Raw genomic sequence first — 19311 nt, forward strand, 5'->3', positions numbered from 1 at the left:
ACTTCAAGTTACCAGTGATTACAATAGTGCCAGGAGCAAGTAGCGGAACACGGTCGTGACGGACCTGAGCAAACCGGATGATCAATATTGAATAGGTCGTTACCCATCAGGAAATGCGTTATCAATACAGCTACGCTATCCATGGCGATAGATATCTACAGATATCCGCTGGTATGAACCCTTGATTTGATTGAAGAATAATGCGGATGAGATTGAACCACCCGTCACATCATGGCAACAGCTTAAAGCGCTATGTAGAACTGAATAACCATCAGTTTACTTTTTCACGATGGACCGATGAGAACCTTGATTGCGGAATTAAGCTTACGCTTAGAGCATGTTGATATTTGGTGCTGCAAGTAGAAATGGCTCATGAAAATGAGCCATTTCTATTTAGTTTTTCAAAAACAAGATCAGAACTGATCTTCCGACAAGGCCATGACACCGGCACTGCCATCCACAATCGCGGAACGCAAACCTTGTGCTGCCGACAGGATATGGTCAGCAAAATAGCGAGCAGTTGCGATCTTGGCTTTCAGGAAGGCGGCATCGCCCTCGCCTGCATCCAGCTTTTGCTGGGCGATGATGGCAGCACGTGCCATTTGCCAGCCGCCGAAAACGATACCTGCCAGTTTCAGATACAGGACACTGCCGGCGAACACACCTTTGATGTCTTGCTTGAAGTTGGTGACAACATAATCGACCACGCTTTCCAGCGCAGCAGTACCTGCGGCCAGTTGACGCTGTATCGCCAGCGCATCTACAGAACCGATCGCCGTCAGTTGTGCTTCTGTTGCACGCATGTCGGCGATAAAGGCTTTGGCAGTGGTGCCGCCATCGCGTGAAGTCTTGCGGCCTACCAGGTCATTTGCCTGGATGGCTGTAGTACCTTCATAGATGGTGAGGATCTTGGCATCGCGGTAGTGTTGTGCCGCACCGGTTTCTTCGATGAAGCCCATGCCACCATGTACCTGCACGCCAGTAGATGTGACATCGAGCGACATTTCTGTTGACCAGCCTTTGACGATAGGCACCAGGTATTCATACTTGGCCTGGTTAGCCTTGCGTACCGCTGCATCTGCATGATGATGGGCAAAGTCACTGATACCGGCAGCGACGTAGGCCAGTGCACGTGCGCCCTCAGTCTGCGCACGCATCGACATCAGCATGCGGCGTACGTCAGGGTGATTGATAATGGCAACCGGGCCAGCAGATCCTGCCAGGTCACGCGATTGCACACGGTCTTTGGCATATTGCACTGCCTTTTGGTAAGCGCGTTCTGCCACGCCTATGCCTTGCATGCCAACGCCAAAACGGGCAGCATTCATCATGATGAACATGTATTCAAGGCCACGGTTTTCTTCGCCAACCAGCGTGCCTATCGCGCCACCGTTGTCACCGAATTGCAATACCGCAGTCGGGCTGGCCTTGATACCCAGCTTGTGTTCTATCGATACGCAGTGCGCGTCATTGCGTGCACCCAGTGTGCCATCAGCATTGACCAAAAACTTAGGCACGATGAACAGGGAAATACCTTTGACGCCTTCTGGCGCATCAGGTGTACGTGCCAGCACCAGGTGGACGATATTTTCTGCCATATCGTGTTCACCATAGGTAATGAAAATCTTGGTACCGAATACTTTGAACGTACCATCGCCCTGCGGCACGGCACGGGTGCGCACCATCGCCAGGTCAGAACCGGCTTGCGGCTCGGTCAAATTCATCGTGCCTGTCCATTTACCGGAGATCAGGTTTTCCAGGTAGATGGCTTTTTGTTCGTCGCTGCCTGCGGTCAACAAGGCTTCAATTGCGCCATCAGTCAGCAATGGGCAAAGGGCAAACGAGATACTGGCCGCATTCAACATTTCTATGCAAGGTGTCGCCACCAGCTTGGGCAAGCCCTGGCCACCAAATTCCTGCGGATGCTGCACACCCTGCCAGCCTGCCTCTCCAAACATCTTGAAGGCTTCTTTAAAGCCCTTGGTGGTGAAGACTTCACCGTCCTTCCAATAACTCGGTGTCTGATCACCTGGCCAGTTCAGCGGCGCGACCACTTCACTGGCAAACTTGGCGTTTTCTTCCAGCACTGCTTCTACTGTTTCTGCCGTTGCATCTTCACAGCCAGGCAAGGCATTCACTTCCGCCAGACCAGCCAGTTCATTGATGAGGAACAGCATGTCCTTGACAGGGGCAACATAGCTCATTTTTGTATCCCAAAAAAAGAAAAAGGGGCAGGTCAGGAAGATCGCCAGAAATAGTGCGATAAACCGCTTACCTGCCCCAATCAGGCCACCGTAGCGGCCAACAAATTAGAACCTGCTCACGATCTTACTGCGCGGGCGTGATCGAGGCTCATGCGCTGCTCAAAATGCTCATGTACTTAAGTACATTCCGCTTTTTGCGCTGCTCTTCGCCTCGCTGACGCCCGCTCGCTACAGATCGTGAACAGGTTCTTAGGTTTTTTTAGCCCAGTTCAGCAACCAATTGCGGAACGATATCAAACAGATCGCCCACGATGCCATAGTCAGCGACCGAGAAGATCGGTGCTTCTGGATCTTTGTTGATAGCAACGATAGTTTTAGAATCTTTCATACCGGCCAGATGCTGGATCGCGCCCGAGATACCGACGGCGATATACAGCGTTGGAGCAACGATTTTGCCGGTCTGTCCAACTTGCCAGTCATTCGGCACAAAGCCAGCATCCACTGCAGCACGGGATGCACCCATGGCTGCACCCAGCTTGTCGGCCAATGGCTCCAGAATCTTGAAGTTGTCGCCAGAACCCATGCCACGGCCACCGGAAACGATGACTTTGGCTGCTGTCAATTCAGGACGGTCAGACTTTGCCACTTCGCGGGAAACGAAAGCCGATTTGCCAGAATCAGCAACGGCAGCCACAGTTTCCACAGCAGCAGAACCACCAGTGGCAGCAGCATCAAAACCTGTTGTACGTACAGTGATGACCTTGATTGCATCTGTCGATTGTACGGTAGCGATGGCGTTACCAGCATAGATAGGACGCTCGAAAGTGTCTGGGCTATCCACCTTGGTGATTTCAGAGATTTGCGATACGTCAAGCCTGGCAGCTACGCGTGGCAAAATGTTTTTGCCGTAGGCGGTTGCCGGTGCCAGGATGTGGCTGTAGCCAGATGCAATTGCCAACACTTGCTCAGCAATGTTTTCTGCCAGGCCGTCAGCAAAATGTGGTGCATCTGCATGCAATACTTTGCTGACGCCAGCGATTTGTGCAGCAGCAGTTGCGGCAGCACCGGCATTGTGGCCAGCAACCAGTACGTGTACATCTGCGCCGCATTGTGCAGCAGCAGTGACGGTATTCAATGTGCTGCCCTTGAGGCCAGCGTTGTCGTGTTCAGCGATGACGAGTGTAGTCATGATGTCTTCCACTTGATGTGTTGTCAGGATCAATATCCCGGCAACAAAAATTATTCTTAAATTCTGTCTTTATGAAAGCTGAAAGCTATCAGCCAATAACCTTGGCTTCATTGCGCAGCTTGGCAACCAGGGTCGCTACGTCAGGTACCTTGATACCGGCGCTGCGTTTTGGTGGCTCAGTGACTTTCAGAGTCTTGACGCGGGAAGCAACGTCCACACCCAGGTCTGCTGGTTTGACATTGTCCAGTTGTTTTTTCTTGGCCTTCATGATGTTAGGCAAAGTCACATAACGTGGCTCATTCAGACGCAAGTCTGTGGTGATGATCGCTGGCAATGTCAGGGACAATGTTTCCAGGCCGCCATCGACTTCGCGGGTGACTGTGGCTTTACCATCAGCAACCGTCACTTTGGAAGCGAACGTCGCTTGTGGCCAGCCCAGCAAGGCTGCCAGCATCTGACCAGTCTGGTTGCAATCATCATCAATCGCCTGTTTGCCGAGGATGATCAATTGTGGTTGTTCTTTGTCAGCCAGTGCCTTGAGCAATTTGGCTACGGCCAGCGGTTGCAGCTCTACATCGCTTTCGACCAGGATGCCGCGATCAGCACCAATCGCCATGGCAGTGCGCAGGGTTTCCTGGCATTGCGCCACACCGCAAGAAACAGCCACGACTTCAGTCACGACGCCAGCTTCTTTCAGGCGGGTCGCTTCTTCAACAGCGATTTCATCAAATGGGTTCATGGACATTTTGACGTTGGCGATATCAACGCCAGAGCCATCAGATTTGACACGTACTTTGACGTTGTAATCGACGACGCGTTTGACTGGTACCAGGACTTTCATAGTTCTGCCTTTATGAGCTAATTGGGGAATACCGAATTTAATACCGATTTATACGAAACTTGCTACGAATGTTAATGCTTGATACTGAAAACTTGCTGCCTGACGTACTTTTACATTGCGGGCGACCTGGGCGGCGTGCACCGCACTGCTGCACCAAACATCTTATCTTACTGCGCTTTCGCGCCCGCAAATTGACGTATACGTAAATTCTATTGATTATAAAACGAAAACATCAAGATTTTGCACAATTTAGCACGAGCGTTCTTTTTAATCCACTTTGCCACTAGAGCAGAATGCCTAATCCACCCATGCTTGAGACTGGGCCAGAGATACGTCAAATATGAAAAGTGCATTCCTGAATACAAAAAACCCGCAACAGGTTGCGGGTTTTTATTTGCTGCTTTGCCGATGGGTATATGCAGACTGGACAGACTTATTTGCGCTTGATGAAATACTCAAACTCTTTACTGCCTTCCTGATGCGACAACAGTTCATTGCCGGTTTGCTTGGAAAAGGCCTTGAAGTCCCTGACCGAACCAGGATCTGTCGCCAGCACATGCAACACTTCACCAGTGAGCATTTCGGCCAGTGCCTTTTTAGTCTTTAAAATTGGAAGAGGACAGTTCAGTCCACGTGCATCCAGTTCTTTATTGAATTGCATGATTTCCCCAGAAATACAAATTGAGTAAGCTAATTCGCCCGACAATTGATGCACCAATTCTACCGGAATTTTCATTCGTATGGTGCATCGCAGCAGACTAACAACAAAAGACCAAATATTTTAAAAAGTTTCCGCACGAAAATGGTGCAAAACCAAAGAATCTTCGTTTAAAGCCTACATTCTCATCTTAGACAGTAAACTTACTGCTGGCTTACTTATTGGAGGTATTTCACCAAAACAATTGTTAAACTGGTTTTTTTATTGGTAATTACGCATGTAGCCCTGCCCTTCCGGGCATTTTTAGCCCATCGTCGTTTTGCATTGCAAAAGACTCAAGCTATTTACTTTCCCACTCCCTGTAAACCGGTTCCAGGCCTCGTGTACGCATCCAGTCTGCCATGGCATGACCAGTACCGGCATTCCATGGCCTGAGTTTTTCGGGTTCTATAAGACGGTATTCCAGCAACTCTGGCGACAGGCTGACCGTGCCGGATGCTTTGACGTGATAGGCGATGATGAGCTCGTTTTTACGGATGAACTCATAGACACCAATGAGCTTTACTTCATCGGCATCGAGATTGGTTTCTTCCTTGAGCTCACGGGCTACGCCCTGCTCCGGGGTTTCGCCGCGCTCCATGAAGCCGGTGATGAGGGCAAAGGTATTTTCTGGCCAAGCAGCATTGCGTGCCAGCAGTATCTTGTCTTCAAACTCGACCAGGGCAGCCAGTACGGGCAGGGGATTGTCCCAATGGGTCCAATGCCCTTCAGGACAGGCCAGCCTGAGCTTGCCTGCTTCCTGTTCATCGGGACGTTCTATGAGGGATGTTGCACATACAGGGCAAAACTTCAATTCCATGCTGACCTCAGGTTTCCCTCAACGGTATCATCGCCTGCTTGGGATGCAGGCGCGCCATGGCATAACTATCGACATACTGGCCATTGCGAAAAGCGTAGGCACGCATGGTACCCTCTTTTTCAAAGCCAAATTTTTTATACAGATGGATGGCGGCCGTGTTATCACAAAACACCGTCAATTCCAGACGCAGGAGGTTGAGCCAGTTATCCGATAAATTCAGCAGCTCGGTCAACAGCGCCGTGCCTATTCCGCGTCCGGAAAAAGAGTCGGCCACGCCCATGCCTAGCGAGGCAACATGACTACGCCTTTGCTTTTTTTCCATATGCAGGCTGGCCATACCCACCACCACGCCATCATAGATGGCAACCAGGCGGGTATCATTGGGGTCAGCCTTTTCCAGCCTCTCTTGCCATATCTCTGTTGTTGGATGTGGCAATTGCAAAGTACCTGCATAGGTGCCGCCACTGGCGAACACCCTTTGCAGTTGGGCCGCATCTGAAACTTCAGCGCGGCGTATATGTATCATAGACGTGAAGTTACCCATTCAGTCACACCCTCCAAGGCTTTTGTCAGACCGCTGGCATCCGTACCACCTGCTTGCGCCATATCAGGGCGGCCACCACCTTTGCCGCCGACTTGCTGCGCTACAAAGTTGACCAGGTCACCGGCCTTGACTTTGGATGTCGTATCCGCTGTCACACCGGCAATCAGGCTGACCTTGCCGTCATTGACTGCGGCCAGCACGATGGCGGCTGTTTTCAGCTTGTCCTTGAGCTTGTCCATGGTTTCACGCAGGGCTGTCACATCAGCGCCTTGCAGCGTTGCAGCCAGCACCTTGATACCTTTGACATCGACAGCCTGGGTCACCAGATCATCGCCCTGGCTGGAAGCCATTTTGGATTTCAGTGTTGCCAGTTCTTTTTCCAAAGCCTTGACATGATCCTGCACCTGGCCGATACGCAGCGTCAGTTCTTCTGGCTGGGTTTTCAGGGCGGCAGCAGCTTCATTGATGCGGCTGTTCAGGTTTTGCACCAGTGCCAGCGCAACTTCACCAGTCACGGCTTCTACACGGCGAATACCTGCAGCCACACCGCCTTCAGCAACGATCTTGAACAGGCCGATATCGCCGGTGCGGGATACGTGAGTACCACCGCACAGTTCGCGGGAAGAACCAATATCCAGCACGCGCACTTCATCACCATATTTTTCACCAAACAGCGCCATGGCGCCATGCTTGACCGCGTCGTCATAACCCATGACTTGTGCCTGGGTAGCGGCGTTCGCCAGAATTTCACGGTTGACGATGGTTTCTACCTGACGGATTTCATCGGCAGTCATAGGACCATTGTGGCTAAAGTCGAAGCGGGTTTTATCCACATCAACCAAAGAACCTTTTTGCGATACGTGGCTGCCCAATACTTCACGCAGGGCCTTGTGCATCAAATGCGTGGCGGAGTGATTGCGCATGGTTTGTGCGCGGATTTCCTGATTCACTTCTGCCTTGAGTTCCTGTGCAATAACCAGACTGCCAGACTTCAATACGCCGTGATGGCCGAATACATCTGCCTGGATTTTTCTGGTGTCAGCAACTTCAAATACTGCACCATCCACGCCAACCAGCACACCAGAGTCACCAGCCTGACCACCTGATTCTGCATAAAAAGGTGTGGTATCAAGAACGACGATCGCTTTTTGGCCTGCCTTGATTTCATTGACTGCAGTACCATCAACATACAGGGCAATCACTTTGGCTGCATGTTGCAATTGATCGTAACCGACGAATTTTGTTTTTTCGCCGCTGTATTCAATTGCAGCAGCCATTTTAAAGTCGTCGTTATCTTGTCCGCCCTTCTTCTGTATCGCCATACACTCATGGAAACCGGCCTCATCCAGCACAACATTGCGCTCACGGCAAATGTCAGCCGTCAGATCCAGCGGGAAGCCGTAAGTATCATGCAATGTAAAGGCTGTCTTACCATCGAGATTTTTACTGTCTTTGACAAGTGCGGCTTCCAGTATCTTCATACCGTTACCCAAAGTTTCACCGAAACGCAATTCTTCCTGTTTCAGTACTTGAGCGACCCGATCTGCCATTTCTGCCAGCTCCGGATAAGCGACACCCATTTCCTTAACCAGATCAGGCACGAGCTTGTAGAAGAAAGGCTGGCTTTGACCCAGCTTGTGGCCATGACGCAAAGCGCGGCGGGTGATGCGGCGCAGTACGTAGCCACGGCCTTCATTGCCAGGGATGATGCCATCAACGATCAAGAAGCAAGCGCAGCGGATATGATCGGCAATCACGCGCAGGGAATTGTTTTCCAGATCGGTACAGCCGGTTTCACGCGCAGCTGCCTTGATCAGGTTCTGGAAAGTGTCGATTTCATAGTTGGAATGCACATGCTGCAAGACGGCAGACAGGCGCTCCAGGCCCATGCCGGTATCGACGCATGGTTTAGGCAAAGGGTTCAAGACACCCGCTTCATCTTTATTGAACTGCATGAACACCAGGTTCCAGATTTCAATGAAGCGGTCACCGTCTTCATCTGCTGAACCTGGAGGGCCTCCCCAGATTTCCGGGCCGTGGTCATAGAAAATCTCGGTACAAGGGCCGCAAGGGCCAGTGTCGGCCATTTGCCAGAAATTGTCGGATGCATAACGCGCACCCTTGTTGTCGCCGATGCGGATGATACGTTCTACCGGTACGCCGATTTCGTTTTTCCAGATATCGTAGGCTTCGTCATCTTCCTGATAAACGGTGACGGTCAGCTTGTCTTTTGGCAAACCATAGACTGTCGTCAGCAATTCCCAGGCATAGTGAATCGCATCTTTCTTGAAGTAATCGCCAAAGGAGAAATTGCCAAGCATTTCAAAGAAGGTGTGGTGACGCGCGGTGTAACCCACATTTTCCAGATCATTATGTTTGCCGCCAGCACGTACGCTGCGTTGCGCTGTCGTGGCGCGGGTGTAGGCACGTTTGTCCTGGCCGAGGAACACGTCCTTGAACTGCACCATACCGGAGTTGGTGAACAGCAGGGTAGGATCATTGCCGGGTATCAGGCTGGAAGAGCGCACACGGGTATGGCCCTTGGATTCGAAAAAGCTAAGGAATTTATCGCGGATTTCTGACGAGTTCATAAATGATGGTTCTAAGCTGAAAAATGGGTGTAATAAGGGTTGTAACCACCGATTATACGGTATAAATTAAGCCGTATAGGCTAGTGAGGTGATGGTAAGTAGGCAAGCTTGCCTGAAAATGACTTCAAAACTTCAAGACCTCTCAACACAGAGACACAGAGTCACAGAGAAAACCAGGAGAGGACGTAGAGAAGAAACAGGAAAAAAAGCCATGGTAGCAGTGTTGCAAAAACACCATCCAACTACGTCTAGCAACTGTTAGATAACACCACAATCCGCACCGCAGCAAAGAAAAAACCGCTGGTATCTGCCAGCGGTTTTGCTTGCCTGTTCAGCTTTGGCTCTTAACTTAGTTAGTCGTCGTTGCTGCACTGGCGTTGTGCTTTTTATTACGGATTTTTTGCTGACACGGTTTTCTTCGTGCTCAAGTTTGGCGCGCTCTGCCGGTGTCACTACACCATCTGCCTTGGCAGCCTGTTTGTCACCCTCTATCTTGGCTTCACGCTTTTCAAGATTGCTGGCTTCTTTTGCTGTCAAAGCGCCGCTTTCAACACCCTTGGCGATGCGTTTTTGTTGTCTGTCCTGGCGTTTTTCTACATTTGGCGTTGCCGGGTCCTGGGCAAAAACAGAACCGGTGATCAGTGTCAGGGCAAGGGTAGTAGCCAGAGCGGCGGCGAGCTTGATGGATTTCATCGGTATTCCTTTGATTAAAAGTAGGCTTCTTGGGTCGATATGAGCACGCTGCCCATACACATATAACGAAGTCGCTGCTTTTTCCGATGACGGCAAAAAATGTAATCGATGTAAGTGCTGGTAACTACTACCGCTGTCTTGTAACAGACTAAAAATCCTTGTAACAGGCTAGAAATAATAACGCGCCAGCAATTGCCAGCTTTGCATTTGCGGTGCAGCGCCGTAATTGCTCAGGCTCTTGCCGCTGTTGCGCTGCCATTGCAGCGCGAACTCTGTATGCTTCAGGTGGTAGCGCGCCTCCATCCATGACATGCGGCTGGAATCGGCCATGTCATAGCGGCTCATCGCCGCCAGGTCCAGGTGGTTGATCAGCGCATCCTGCCGGCTTGCATAGACAAAGACAGTGCGCTTGGCCGGTGTCTCTTGCACGCCCTGCAAAAAACGGCGGTAGATGCCATAGCTTTGCAGGGAAGCCTGCCCGAGGTTATTCCATTTTTCCTGGTCCAGGCCACCGCCGTTGTATTCGAGTTCGGCTGTCAGCGATATCCTGTTACTGGTGGTGTAGGTCAGGCCGGTCGCACTGTGATTGCGAAACGCACTGTCATCAGGATAAGTTATTCCGATTTGCCGCATGGCTTGTGTAAAGCTGGACTGGCTGCGCCCGCCCGACCATTCGGCAAACACGACCGTGGAATCATTGAGCAAGGCCGTCAGGTTCAAACCGATTTGCACCGGCTGTTTTTCTGCCTTGTACAACAAGAGCTGTGGTGTAATGCCGTCCATCACTTGCTGACTCAAAGTCAACAGCCAGCGGTCTTGCCCATTGGTAGCGGCAACATCAGGGCTAAAGCTGGAATAGTTGCGCTCGTCAGCCAGTTTGGGTGAATACAGCGCGGTCAAAGAACCGCCATTCCACAGTTTTTGCCCACGCAGCATGATACTGCCCTGACGGTTTTCCTTGAGGCTCGCAGGATCTACTGACACCACAGAGCGCAATGCAGAAGTGCGAAAATAATCGGTAGGGTTATAACCCAGCGCCACGCCATTGCGTGCGTTGATGCGGCCCAGGTCCAGTATCTGATCGGTCTGCACTTGCCAGCTCAGGTAAGCTTCTTTGATGGTATTGATGTCACGCGACAACCCGGTGGCCTGTGGTGGCCAGCTCACATCCAGGCGATCAGACAGAACCGCACGCCAGCCTGGCGCGAAGGAGTTGTCGTATTGCAGGTCCAGCGACAGGCGCTGGAATTGCTGGCTAGCGCCACCAAGACGCGCGCGATTTACCCCGGCTCCGGCCTCAATAAATAAACGCCAGTTGCTGGGCTGCTCAACTGTAGCAGGCATCTGGTCCGCGACTTTCAACGCATCAAGATCAGGGTCTTGCCGGGCATAAACGTTCATTGCCAGCAAACCCATCAAGGCACAAATACCGGGTTTGAATACAGATGGTTTGCGGCGCATCGTCATTCTGGCTTGAAACGTGGCAGATAATCGCGCTGCAACCACTGATCAGGCACTTCACGCCTGACCAGGTTGGAATAACGCATGACCGTCACCCATGTTGGGTCCAGGCCATCAATGATGACGGTCTCTGTCGGCCTGTCTATGCCCAGCTGTTTTTCATAACGGCGGTAATAGGCGGTCTTGAGCAGCTTGCCGCTTTCGGTATAAAACTTTGCCTTGACCGGGTGATTATTGCCCACCTCTATCCACATGTCGATGTGATGATAAGTGGCGTCCGGCGTGCTGGCATTCATGCTCAACTTGTTGCAATGTTTGGTCTGGCGGTCACCGTCCTGGGTGTCTTCTTCTACTGCACTTACGGCCTGATAATCCTTGGCCAGATTGACAGTCACCACGTCGCCATTCGATGCCTGGCCCAAAAGGCGCTGTTGCGGTGACATGCGTATGCTGGCCTTGCTGCTGGGGTCGTAAAACCACAAGTCCTTGCCGCTGAAGAGGATGAGCTTGTTGGCGTCCCTGGCTGGTGCAACATAGCGTATCAGACTGCGGAACTGGCCGCTATTGGGGTCAGCCTTGGAGTAGATAGACAGGGTGCTGGTATCCGTCTGTTTGCCTGCACGGTATTCGATGAGGGTATTGGTCAGGCCAAACGGATAATCAGGATTGCGCACCACATCACTGGCAGCCAGTATCTCTTGCGGGCTCTGGGCTGCCTGCGCAGTTCCCATGAACAATCCAGCTATGACGAAACAAACTACGGACGACTTTAAATAGTTCATGATATTTCCTTATACATGTCTCAAAGCATCGACAATCATGAGCCTCGATGCCCGGTTAGCAGGCAGCCAGGCCGAGATCACCGTCACCAGCAAAAGACCAATGATACTGCCTATCAGTAAAGGGATATCTTGCCATACACGCACCTGTATCAGGTAGGCATAGGAGTAGCCTGGCGGTGTCCACGCTGCACCACTGTTGTTGATCAGATAGGCAATCACCAGCGAACCAAGCAGACCGCATACCGCACCTATCGCGCCCAGCAACACACCTTCACACAGGAACAGCCGACGCAAACCGGAACGGCGCAAACCCATGGCGCGCAAGGTGCCTATCTCTACCGTGCGTTCCACCACGGCAGTGCTCATGGTATTGCCGATAGTGAAGAGGACAATCACGCCTATCAGTATGGAGATAAAGCCGAACATGGAATTCATGAACTGCACCGTCTGACCATACATGGGGTTGAGTACCTTGAAATCGAGCAGTTCCAGCGTTTGCCCCTTGACGTTCTGATCCAGCAACTGTTGCAGACGGGCGCGCGCCGCCTGCATCTGCGATGTATGTTTCAACTGTATCTGTATCGCGGTTACCTGCGCCGTGCCATTACCATAAATCAGCTTTTGTGCCTGACTCAAATGCATGGCCATATACACGTCATCCAGGGCCTTGATACCCATGTTCCTGGCTGTGATGACACTGAGGCTGGCAACATTCGGTGCGCCATGTGAAGTTGCCGCCAGCATTTCTATGCGGGTGCCCTCTTCCTTGACGGTATTGCCCTGCTCCAGTGCGGACAGCGCTGCGATATCGCCGGGGGCCTGTGCGCTATTGTCTGCTGGTGCGGCGGGGGTGTCGTCCTGCTTGCAGTCTGGTATCTGCAAGGCCTTGCACAATTTGATCTTGCGCGCCACGCCCTCGCCTATGACCACTGCATCGGGGTTGCTGCCATTCAAAGGCAGGGGCTTGGCATAGCTTTGCATGCCGTAGTCATTCCATTTCAGCATCTGGTTGCGCTCGGGTACAACGACGCCTAAAGCAAGTACTGAGCGTGAAACACCGGCAGAAAAATTACCGGCGAGGCCACCAAGCTGCAAGGTTGGCGTCACCACCACCAGCATGGAGGCTAGTTCCTTGTCCTGTTTGACGAGGTCAATGATGTGCTGATAATCAGCGATGCCATAGGCGGTAGGATTATCGCCACCTTCGAGGAAATAACCCTGACGCTGGATTTGCAAGTGGCCGCTGCCCTGGATAAAACCGGTTTCCATGCCATAGGTGATATTGGAGCGGTAACCGCCAAACAGCAGGATGGCAGTCAGGCCCACCACCATGGCCAGCAAGGTGGTTAATGAACGGCGACGGTTTCTGAGCAGGTTGCGCAGGGCGAGAGAAAAAGTTTTCATGCGCTCAACTCCACCTCGTTATTTTTTTGTTCTGCCTGCCGTTCTATGCTCACGATGCGACCATCCCGGATGAATATCGTGTCATCTGCCTCGGCCTGCACTTGCGGATCATGAGAAGAAAACACGAAGGAGACATGGCGCTCACGCTGCATTTTGCGCATCAGGCTGATGATGGCAGCACCGGTCTGGCTGTCGAGATTGGCAGTTGGCTCATCGGCCAGTACCAGTCTGGGTTCAGTTGCCAGTGCACGGGCAATCGCCACACGCTGACGCTGGCCGCCAGACAATTGACCAGGCAGATTTTGCGCCCGGTCTGCCAAGCCTACCGCGTCCAGCAGGTCAAGCACACGCTTCTTGCGCTCCCCTGCAGCGACCTTGGCCAGGATCAGCGGGTATTCGACGTTTTCATAGGTATTCAGAACAGGCAGCAGATTGAAATTCTGGAAAATAAAACCCAGGTGACGCGCCCTGAAGTCTGACAGCGCATCATCAGACATTTGATGCACGGCCTGATCTGCGACAATCACTTCGCCACTGTCTGCCCTGTCTATGCAGCCGATGAGATTCAGCAATGTGGTTTTACCGCTGCCGGAAGGGCCAGAAATCACAGTAAAACAATTAGCCCGCAATTGCAGGTTGATATCGACCAGTGCAGGCACATCGACCGCATCGAGGTGATAGGTTTTCATGACTTGCTTCAGTACTACGGGATACATAGTTACTCCAGTATGAAAATATAAATAATGAAACTCTTGTGGTGTGCTGTCAGCCGGCTGCATGGTCCGACAGATTGGCAGACATATCACTGACCATCAACGCCAGCATGCCTTGTTCAACAAATTGCTTCATGTCTGCTGTATAGCCACTGCCAGCCAGCATCTCTGGATGCTGCTCGTGAGCAGTCTGGACTTTCGCATGCGTAATGGGGTTTGCGCCCCAGGTGTCAGCAATCAGCCATTGCCAGTGGCGCATGAGTTTCATGATGTCGGGATGGCCAGGTGCGGGCTTGCTTTCCATCAGTTGCCGGGTCTGTGCAAATGTGTTCAGCCATTCCTGCATATTCTGCTGGCCATGTTTGCGGTAATGCTGCAACTCATCCTGATCCAGGTAGTTTGCAAAGACATCGCAGCGTATTTCATGCAAGGCCTGTAAAATAAAATCGAGCAATTCACCGTCAATGCCGGTGATGGCCTGGGCAGAAAAATCTGTCCTGTGCATATTGCTGAGTTTGGCGAAGAAACGCGGATCATCCCCCATGCTGGTCTTGCACAAGTCTATCCACTCGCGCGCCAGATTTTTGGCCTGTATATCAGTGGCAGGTATGCCGTTCTCCATGAGGCTGCGGACGGCGGTCACCAGTTTGGGCCATTCCTGCCTGAAATCGTTTTGTGCTGCCCGTTTTTGGAAGATGGCAATTTCTTCGGCACTGAAATACTGGCGCTGTGTCGCCATCAGGCGCAAGGTGTTGAGCCACTCATCAAGCTCCGGCTCTTTTTCTGAAGACAGTTTTTCTTCCAGTGTAGCCAGGCGATCGCGTAAATCATTCGCATCCGCAATTTGTCTGTCTATTGCACACATCTGCTGACGTATCAACTGACGCAAGTCTGCGCCGCCACCATTGAGCATATCGCGTGCCTCTGCCAGTGACAGCCCGAGGCCACGCAGTGCCTGCACGCGGTGCAGACGGGCGACATCATCTCTGTTATATAAACGATAACCTGATGCCGTGCGCGAAGACGGCTGCACCAGCCCTATTTCTTCATAATGATGCAGCGCACGGATAGTCAGGCCTATGCGCTTTGCCAGTTCGCCTATCTTGAGTAACATTGCTTGCCCTTGTAGAAAGGCCCATCTTAAAGTCTAACGTAACGTCAGAGTCAAGTAATTTCAAAAAGATTTATCGGGCTTTCTACAAATATACTTATTGGCAAGCTAAAAATCTGCCGATATCAAGTCCAGCCTGTCTGTACAAAAGGCATCGACACCCCAATGCAGTATTTCCGTCGCCCTTTCAGGTGTATTGACGGTATAGCAGAAAAGGCCATATCCGGCGTCTTTGATCTCCCGAGCCGTGTCTGCTGTCAAATGTTTGTGATTTGTATGCAGGGCTTTTGCAGCCAGCTCTTGCAAGCTGGCTTTCCAGTCAGGCGTGACCTTGTCCATCAAAAACCCTCGCGGAATAGTGGGTGCAGCATGCTTGGCGGCCATCAGGGCGGCAAATGAAAATGAAGAAAACAGGGGCAGATGCAGAGCATCGGTCACAGAAACATCGGTAAACAGGGCTTGCGTCTGTTCTGCGACGATACGTCCTGTTTCTTCTTCCGCTCCTGATGAAGGCTTGATCTCCACATTCATCCATATGCCATGCTGGCGGCAAAACCTGACCACGTCTGCATACAGAGGCACAGGTTCTCCTGCGAATAGCGCTGAAAACCATTTACCAGCATCCATCTTCTGCAAATCTGCTGCCAAAGTATCAGCCACGCGGCCACTGCCAGCCACGGTTCTGCCAAATTCAGGGTCATGCATGAGCACAGGGACGCCATCCTTTGATAACATGACATCAAATTCCACGGCAGCAAAACCGTGCTCCCATCCGCAACGCATCGCAGCCAGCGTATTTTCTGGCGCCAGGCTTCCACCGCCACGGTGAGCAATGACTTTAGGATAGGGCCACATATGCGCTCCTCACAAACTAAAAAATAATGTTAATAGGATAATCCAAGATGACAAGCTCGTCGCTACAAAAAACCGCCCTGGGCCATATCCGCGTGCTGGACCTGACGCGCGTACTCGCTGGCCCCTGGTGTGCACAAAACCTGGCAGACCTGGGTGCAGATGTCATCAAGGTAGAAAGACCAGGCAGTGGCGACGATACCCGTAGCTGGGGGCCACCTTATTTGCGCGATGCAGAAGGCAATAACACGACAGAGGCGGCCTATTACCTCGCCGCCAACCGTGGCAAACAGGCCATCACGGTAGATATCGCCACGCCTGAAGGCCAGAATATCATCCGTCAACTGGCAGCAAAATCTGATGTCGTGCTGGAAAACTACAAGGTCGGTCAGTTAAAAAAATACGGCCTTGATTATGAATCACTGAAGCTGGTCAAGCCTGATCTGGTGTATTGCTCCATCACTGGCTTTGGCCAGGATGGCCCCTATGCCCACCGTGCTGGCTATGATTTTATCGTGCAAGGCATGGGTGGCTTCATGTCGCTGACGGGTGAACGTGATGACTTGCCTGGCGGCGGCCCGCAAAAAGCCGGGGTCGCCATCGCCGACCTCATGACTGGCATGTATGCCACCATCGCCGTCATGGCTGCCCTGACGCACAGGGACAGGACAGGCGAAGGCCAGTACATAGACATGGCCTTGCTGGATGTGCAGGTCGCCATGCTGGCCAACATGAACATGAATTACCTGGCCAGCGGCAATGCCCCCAAACGCTGGGGCAATGCCCATCCGAATATCGTGCCTTATCAGACCTTTGCGACCTCTGACGGTCATATCATTGTCGCTGCGGGTAATGATGGTCAGTATAAAAAATTTGTACAGATAGGTGGCCTGCCAGAGCTTGCAGATGACCCTCGTTTCAGCACCAACCCAAAGCGAGTAGAACACAGGGATGTGCTGGTGCCGATACTGGCAAACATGGTCAGACTCAAGAGCAAGCAGGAATGGATAGACCTGCTGGAAGAGGCCGGCGTGCCTTGCGGCCCGATCAACCGCCTGGACGAGGTATTTGCCGACCCACAGGTCGTAGCGCGTGGCATGAAGATCAAGGTTCCTCATCCTGCTGCTGGCAGCGTTGATCTGCTGGCCAGCCCGATGAAACTTTCAGTCACCCCCGCAATTACCCCCGGCGCCCCGCCCCTGCTGGGCCAACATACCCAGGCCGTATTGGGTGAATTGCTAGGCTATGGGCCAGCGCAAATTGAGGAATTGAAGGGCAAGAACATCATCTGACGAATGGCAGCAAGGCAGCAGGCGTCGTTTTTGCAAACCCTGGCGACAAAAAACCGGGGCTTCATCCTAAAGCGCTCCGCAGCCTACGCCAAAGTCGCTAAGCTTATGCCCATCACTATTTCCCTGGCAAAACAATGATCAAACAGTATTATTTGCGCACAGTGTCCGCCCTGTTATCAAGCCTGACACCAACATGGCGCGAGCGCATATACAAGATTTTGTCGGATATGCCGCGTCTGCTGGGCATCAATCTGGCCTGCGGCTTTGCTGTCACCTACGTACTGCGCACAGGAGGCAGCCTGTTCGTGAACGTTACCGTTTCCATGTTCATAGGCTTTTCTGCCTATACCCTCATCAACGGTACAAAGCAGTTGATCTGGCGGGACAAGGAGCCCCATGTCATCGGCTTTTACCTGATGTGCCTGCTGGTTGCGCCACTGGCTTTTTTCGTCGGTCTGCTGATTGCGTCCTATCTGCTCAATTTTTCCATCAATGCCTTTTCCCATTTCCAGTGGAACCATGTGAGCAATTTTGTCATCATGACCTGCATCGTCAGTCTTGTGGCAGCCTGGTCTTTCTGGAACCGGGGGAAAATGGCAGAGCTGGTCGCCGCTGCCGAAGCAGAAAAAGCAAAAAATGCAGCCATAGAAAAACAAGCTCTGCAAGCGCAATTACAAATGCTGCAAGCGCAAATAGAGCCGCATATGCTGTTCAACACCCTGGCCAATCTGCAGGGCCTGATAGCGATCGACCCTGAGCGCGCCCAGCACATGCTGGCGCAACTGATCATTTACCTGCGCAACACTCTTAGCTCTTCGCGTGCTGAACAAACCAGCCTGAAGCAGGAGTTCACCCTCATGCAAGCCTATCTGGAACTGCTCGCCATACGCATGGGAAAGCGCCTACGATACACAATGGACTTGCCCGATGCCTTGCAGCAGACCAGCATTGCCCCCATGCTCTTGCAACCATTGGTAGAAAACGCCATCAAGCATGGTCTGGAGCCAAAAATGGAAGGTGGCAGCATCCATGTCGTCGCTGAAGCCGTGACAGGACAATTGCACCTGAAAGTCATCGATACCGGCCTGGGCCTGCCTTTCAATTACGATGATAGCCATGTTGCGAGCACCGACGGACTGCACGTAGGCAATGCCAATATCCGTGACCGCCTGCTTGCCCTGTATGGCCCACAAGCCAGCCTGACACTGACGGCCAACGCGCCTGAAGGGGCGATTGCCCATTTGACTATTCCATTACCACAATTACCATGACAAACAAACGCGCCCTGATCGCCGAAGACGAACCCATCCTTGCCCTGACCCTGCAAAAAATGCTGGGCAAACTCTGGCCTGAGCTGCAAATCTGCAGCCTGGCTGAAAATGGCGTTGAGGCAGTGCAGGAAGCCCTGACACAGTTGCCCGACATCCTCTTTCTCGATATCAAGATGCCCGGCAAGACCGGGCTCGAGGTGGCGCAGGAACTGGCGGAGGAATGGCCGGACCAGAAACCCTTTCCTCTCATCGTGTATGTCACTGCCTATGATGAATATGCCGTTGAAGCCTTTGAACACTCTGCTTCGGACTATGTTCTGAAACCCATCAGCGAAGACAGGTTGAACAAAACCGTACAAAGATTACAGGCCCGCCTCGCTGACGGCCCGCAAAGACCGAATGAGCTTGAGCGTGTGCTTGAGCAACTGCGCCACCTCGTGCCTGGCCAGGCTGCCCAGCCTGGCAATACTGCGCAGCCAGAACGCCTGCGCATCATACGCGCCGCTGTCGGCAACCAGATACGCATGATCAATGTTGATGACGTATTGTATTTTGAAGCCACCGACAAATACATCAATGTCGTCACCAGGGAACATTCGTCCCTGATACGCAGCAGCCTGCGTGAACTCCTGCCACAACTCGACAGCAGCATCTTTTGGCAAATTCACCGCAGTACTGTCGTCAATACCCTGCATATACAGATCGCCAACAAGGACGAGACCGGCAAGATCACACTGAAGCTCAAAGGCAGTGAAGACAAGCTACAGGTTAGTAGAGTCTATGCACATTTGTTCAGACAGATGTAATCATGACTTACGCAAAACCGCCCCAGCTGCGTTGCAGCTC

The 19311-nt window shown here is 52.2% G+C and carries 17 protein-coding genes; 3 read left to right on the forward strand and 14 right to left on the reverse strand.

The window, feature by feature from the left end; translation table 11 throughout:
* Positions 1-413: 413 nt before the first annotated feature.
* From UNDKW_RS16995 to ugpQ, 14 genes are all read right to left on the reverse strand, one after another.
* A complete protein-coding gene (locus tag UNDKW_RS16995) occupies positions 414-2204 on the reverse strand; it encodes an acyl-CoA dehydrogenase (protein ID WP_162059636.1) in 1791 nt (596 codons plus the stop codon).
* A gap of 259 nt (positions 2205-2463) precedes the next feature.
* Positions 2464-3393, reverse strand: a complete 930-nt coding sequence (locus UNDKW_RS17000) for an electron transfer flavoprotein subunit alpha/FixB family protein (protein ID WP_162059637.1) — start codon at positions 3391-3393, stop codon at positions 2464-2466.
* Between the two features lie 88 nt (positions 3394-3481).
* Positions 3482-4234, reverse strand: coding sequence for an electron transfer flavoprotein subunit beta/FixA family protein (locus UNDKW_RS17005; protein ID WP_162059638.1), 753 nt, complete (start codon positions 4232-4234; stop codon positions 3482-3484).
* A 433-nt stretch (positions 4235-4667) separates the two neighbouring features.
* A complete protein-coding gene (locus UNDKW_RS17010) occupies positions 4668-4895 on the reverse strand; it encodes a sulfurtransferase TusA family protein (protein ID WP_162042138.1) in 228 nt (75 codons plus the stop codon).
* Between the two features lie 337 nt (positions 4896-5232).
* Complete coding sequence (locus tag UNDKW_RS17015) at positions 5233-5751, reverse strand: NUDIX domain-containing protein (RefSeq protein ID WP_162059639.1); 519 nt, start codon at positions 5749-5751, stop codon at positions 5233-5235.
* 7 nt (positions 5752-5758) lie between these two features.
* Positions 5759-6277, reverse strand: coding sequence for a GNAT family N-acetyltransferase (locus tag UNDKW_RS17020; protein ID WP_162059640.1), 519 nt, complete (start codon positions 6275-6277; stop codon positions 5759-5761).
* Positions 6274-8886, reverse strand: a complete 2613-nt coding sequence (alaS, locus tag UNDKW_RS17025; RefSeq protein ID WP_162059641.1) for an alanine--tRNA ligase — start codon at positions 8884-8886, stop codon at positions 6274-6276. The genes UNDKW_RS17020 and alaS overlap by 4 nt, the downstream gene beginning before the upstream one ends.
* A gap of 258 nt (positions 8887-9144) precedes the next feature.
* Positions 9145-9579 carry a hypothetical protein gene (locus tag UNDKW_RS30105; protein ID WP_197892916.1) on the reverse strand — a complete coding sequence of 145 codons (435 nt, stop codon included), beginning with the start codon at positions 9577-9579 and terminating at the stop codon, positions 9145-9147.
* Positions 9580-9747: 168 nt separating this feature from the next.
* A complete protein-coding gene (locus tag UNDKW_RS17035) occupies positions 9748-11040 on the reverse strand; it encodes a hypothetical protein (RefSeq protein ID WP_162059642.1) in 1293 nt (430 codons plus the stop codon).
* Positions 11041-11042: 2 nt separating this feature from the next.
* Complete coding sequence (locus UNDKW_RS17040; RefSeq protein WP_162059643.1) at positions 11043-11822, reverse strand: outer membrane lipoprotein-sorting protein; 780 nt, start codon at positions 11820-11822, stop codon at positions 11043-11045.
* A 9-nt stretch (positions 11823-11831) separates the two neighbouring features.
* Entirely contained in the window at positions 11832-13226 is a 1395-nt protein-coding gene (locus tag UNDKW_RS17045) for an ABC transporter permease (RefSeq protein WP_162059644.1), read from the reverse strand.
* The gene (locus tag UNDKW_RS17050) at positions 13223-13942 is read right to left on the reverse strand and encodes an ABC transporter ATP-binding protein (protein WP_162059645.1); all 720 of its coding nucleotides are present in this window, start codon (positions 13940-13942) and stop codon (positions 13223-13225) included. The genes UNDKW_RS17045 and UNDKW_RS17050 overlap by 4 nt, the downstream gene beginning before the upstream one ends.
* A gap of 49 nt (positions 13943-13991) precedes the next feature.
* A complete protein-coding gene (locus UNDKW_RS17055; RefSeq protein WP_162059646.1) occupies positions 13992-15053 on the reverse strand; it encodes a MerR family transcriptional regulator in 1062 nt (353 codons plus the stop codon).
* A gap of 105 nt (positions 15054-15158) precedes the next feature.
* Complete coding sequence (gene ugpQ, locus UNDKW_RS17060; protein ID WP_162059647.1) at positions 15159-15905, reverse strand: glycerophosphodiester phosphodiesterase; 747 nt, start codon at positions 15903-15905, stop codon at positions 15159-15161.
* 47 nt (positions 15906-15952) lie between these two features.
* On the opposite strand from ugpQ, the gene UNDKW_RS17065 reads away from it, so the two are divergent.
* From UNDKW_RS17065 to UNDKW_RS17075, 3 genes are all read left to right on the forward strand, one after another.
* The gene (locus tag UNDKW_RS17065) at positions 15953-17194 is read left to right on the forward strand and encodes a CaiB/BaiF CoA-transferase family protein (protein WP_162059648.1); all 1242 of its coding nucleotides are present in this window, start codon (positions 15953-15955) and stop codon (positions 17192-17194) included.
* Between the two features lie 134 nt (positions 17195-17328).
* Positions 17329-18465 carry a sensor histidine kinase gene (locus UNDKW_RS17070; RefSeq protein ID WP_162059649.1) on the forward strand — a complete coding sequence of 379 codons (1137 nt, stop codon included), beginning with the start codon at positions 17329-17331 and terminating at the stop codon, positions 18463-18465.
* Complete coding sequence (locus UNDKW_RS17075; RefSeq protein ID WP_162059650.1) at positions 18462-19271, forward strand: LytTR family DNA-binding domain-containing protein; 810 nt, start codon at positions 18462-18464, stop codon at positions 19269-19271. Before UNDKW_RS17070 ends, UNDKW_RS17075 begins: the two co-directional genes overlap by 4 nt.
* Positions 19272-19311 lie beyond the last annotated feature (40 nt).

The sequence above is a fragment of the Undibacterium sp. KW1 genome (genome assembly GCF_009937955.1).
Lineage (GTDB): Bacteria > Pseudomonadota > Gammaproteobacteria > Burkholderiales > Burkholderiaceae_D > Undibacterium.

Bases quoted from the DNA above. Each gene is read 5' to 3' on its own strand.
- UNDKW_RS16995 (WP_162059636.1), bottom strand. From the start codon at position 2,204: ATGAGCTATGTTGCCCCTGTCAAGGACATGCTGTTCCTCATCAATGAA.
- UNDKW_RS17000 (WP_162059637.1), bottom strand. From the start codon at position 3,393: ATGACTACACTCGTCATCGCTGAACACGACAACGCTGGCCTCAAGGGC.
- UNDKW_RS17005 (WP_162059638.1), bottom strand. From the start codon at position 4,234: ATGAAAGTCCTGGTACCAGTCAAACGCGTCGTCGATTACAACGTCAAA.
- UNDKW_RS17010 (WP_162042138.1), bottom strand. From the start codon at position 4,895: ATGCAATTCAATAAAGAACTGGATGCACGTGGACTGAACTGTCCTCTT.
- UNDKW_RS17015 (WP_162059639.1), bottom strand. From the start codon at position 5,751: ATGGAATTGAAGTTTTGCCCTGTATGTGCAACATCCCTCATAGAACGT.
- UNDKW_RS17020 (WP_162059640.1), bottom strand. From the start codon at position 6,277: ATGATACATATACGCCGCGCTGAAGTTTCAGATGCGGCCCAACTGCAA.
- alaS (WP_162059641.1), bottom strand. From the start codon at position 8,886: ATGAACTCGTCAGAAATCCGCGATAAATTCCTTAGCTTTTTCGAATCC.
- UNDKW_RS30105 (WP_197892916.1), bottom strand. From the start codon at position 9,579: ATGAAATCCATCAAGCTCGCCGCCGCTCTGGCTACTACCCTTGCCCTG.
- UNDKW_RS17035 (WP_162059642.1), bottom strand. From the start codon at position 11,040: ATGCGCCGCAAACCATCTGTATTCAAACCCGGTATTTGTGCCTTGATG.
- UNDKW_RS17040 (WP_162059643.1), bottom strand. From the start codon at position 11,822: ATGAACTATTTAAAGTCGTCCGTAGTTTGTTTCGTCATAGCTGGATTG.
- UNDKW_RS17045 (WP_162059644.1), bottom strand. From the start codon at position 13,226: ATGAAAACTTTTTCTCTCGCCCTGCGCAACCTGCTCAGAAACCGTCGC.
- UNDKW_RS17050 (WP_162059645.1), bottom strand. From the start codon at position 13,942: ATGTATCCCGTAGTACTGAAGCAAGTCATGAAAACCTATCACCTCGAT.
- UNDKW_RS17055 (WP_162059646.1), bottom strand. From the start codon at position 15,053: ATGTTACTCAAGATAGGCGAACTGGCAAAGCGCATAGGCCTGACTATC.
- ugpQ (WP_162059647.1), bottom strand. From the start codon at position 15,905: ATGTGGCCCTATCCTAAAGTCATTGCTCACCGTGGCGGTGGAAGCCTG.
- UNDKW_RS17065 (WP_162059648.1), top strand. From the start codon at position 15,953: ATGACAAGCTCGTCGCTACAAAAAACCGCCCTGGGCCATATCCGCGTG.
- UNDKW_RS17070 (WP_162059649.1), top strand. From the start codon at position 17,329: ATGATCAAACAGTATTATTTGCGCACAGTGTCCGCCCTGTTATCAAGC.
- UNDKW_RS17075 (WP_162059650.1), top strand. From the start codon at position 18,462: ATGACAAACAAACGCGCCCTGATCGCCGAAGACGAACCCATCCTTGCC.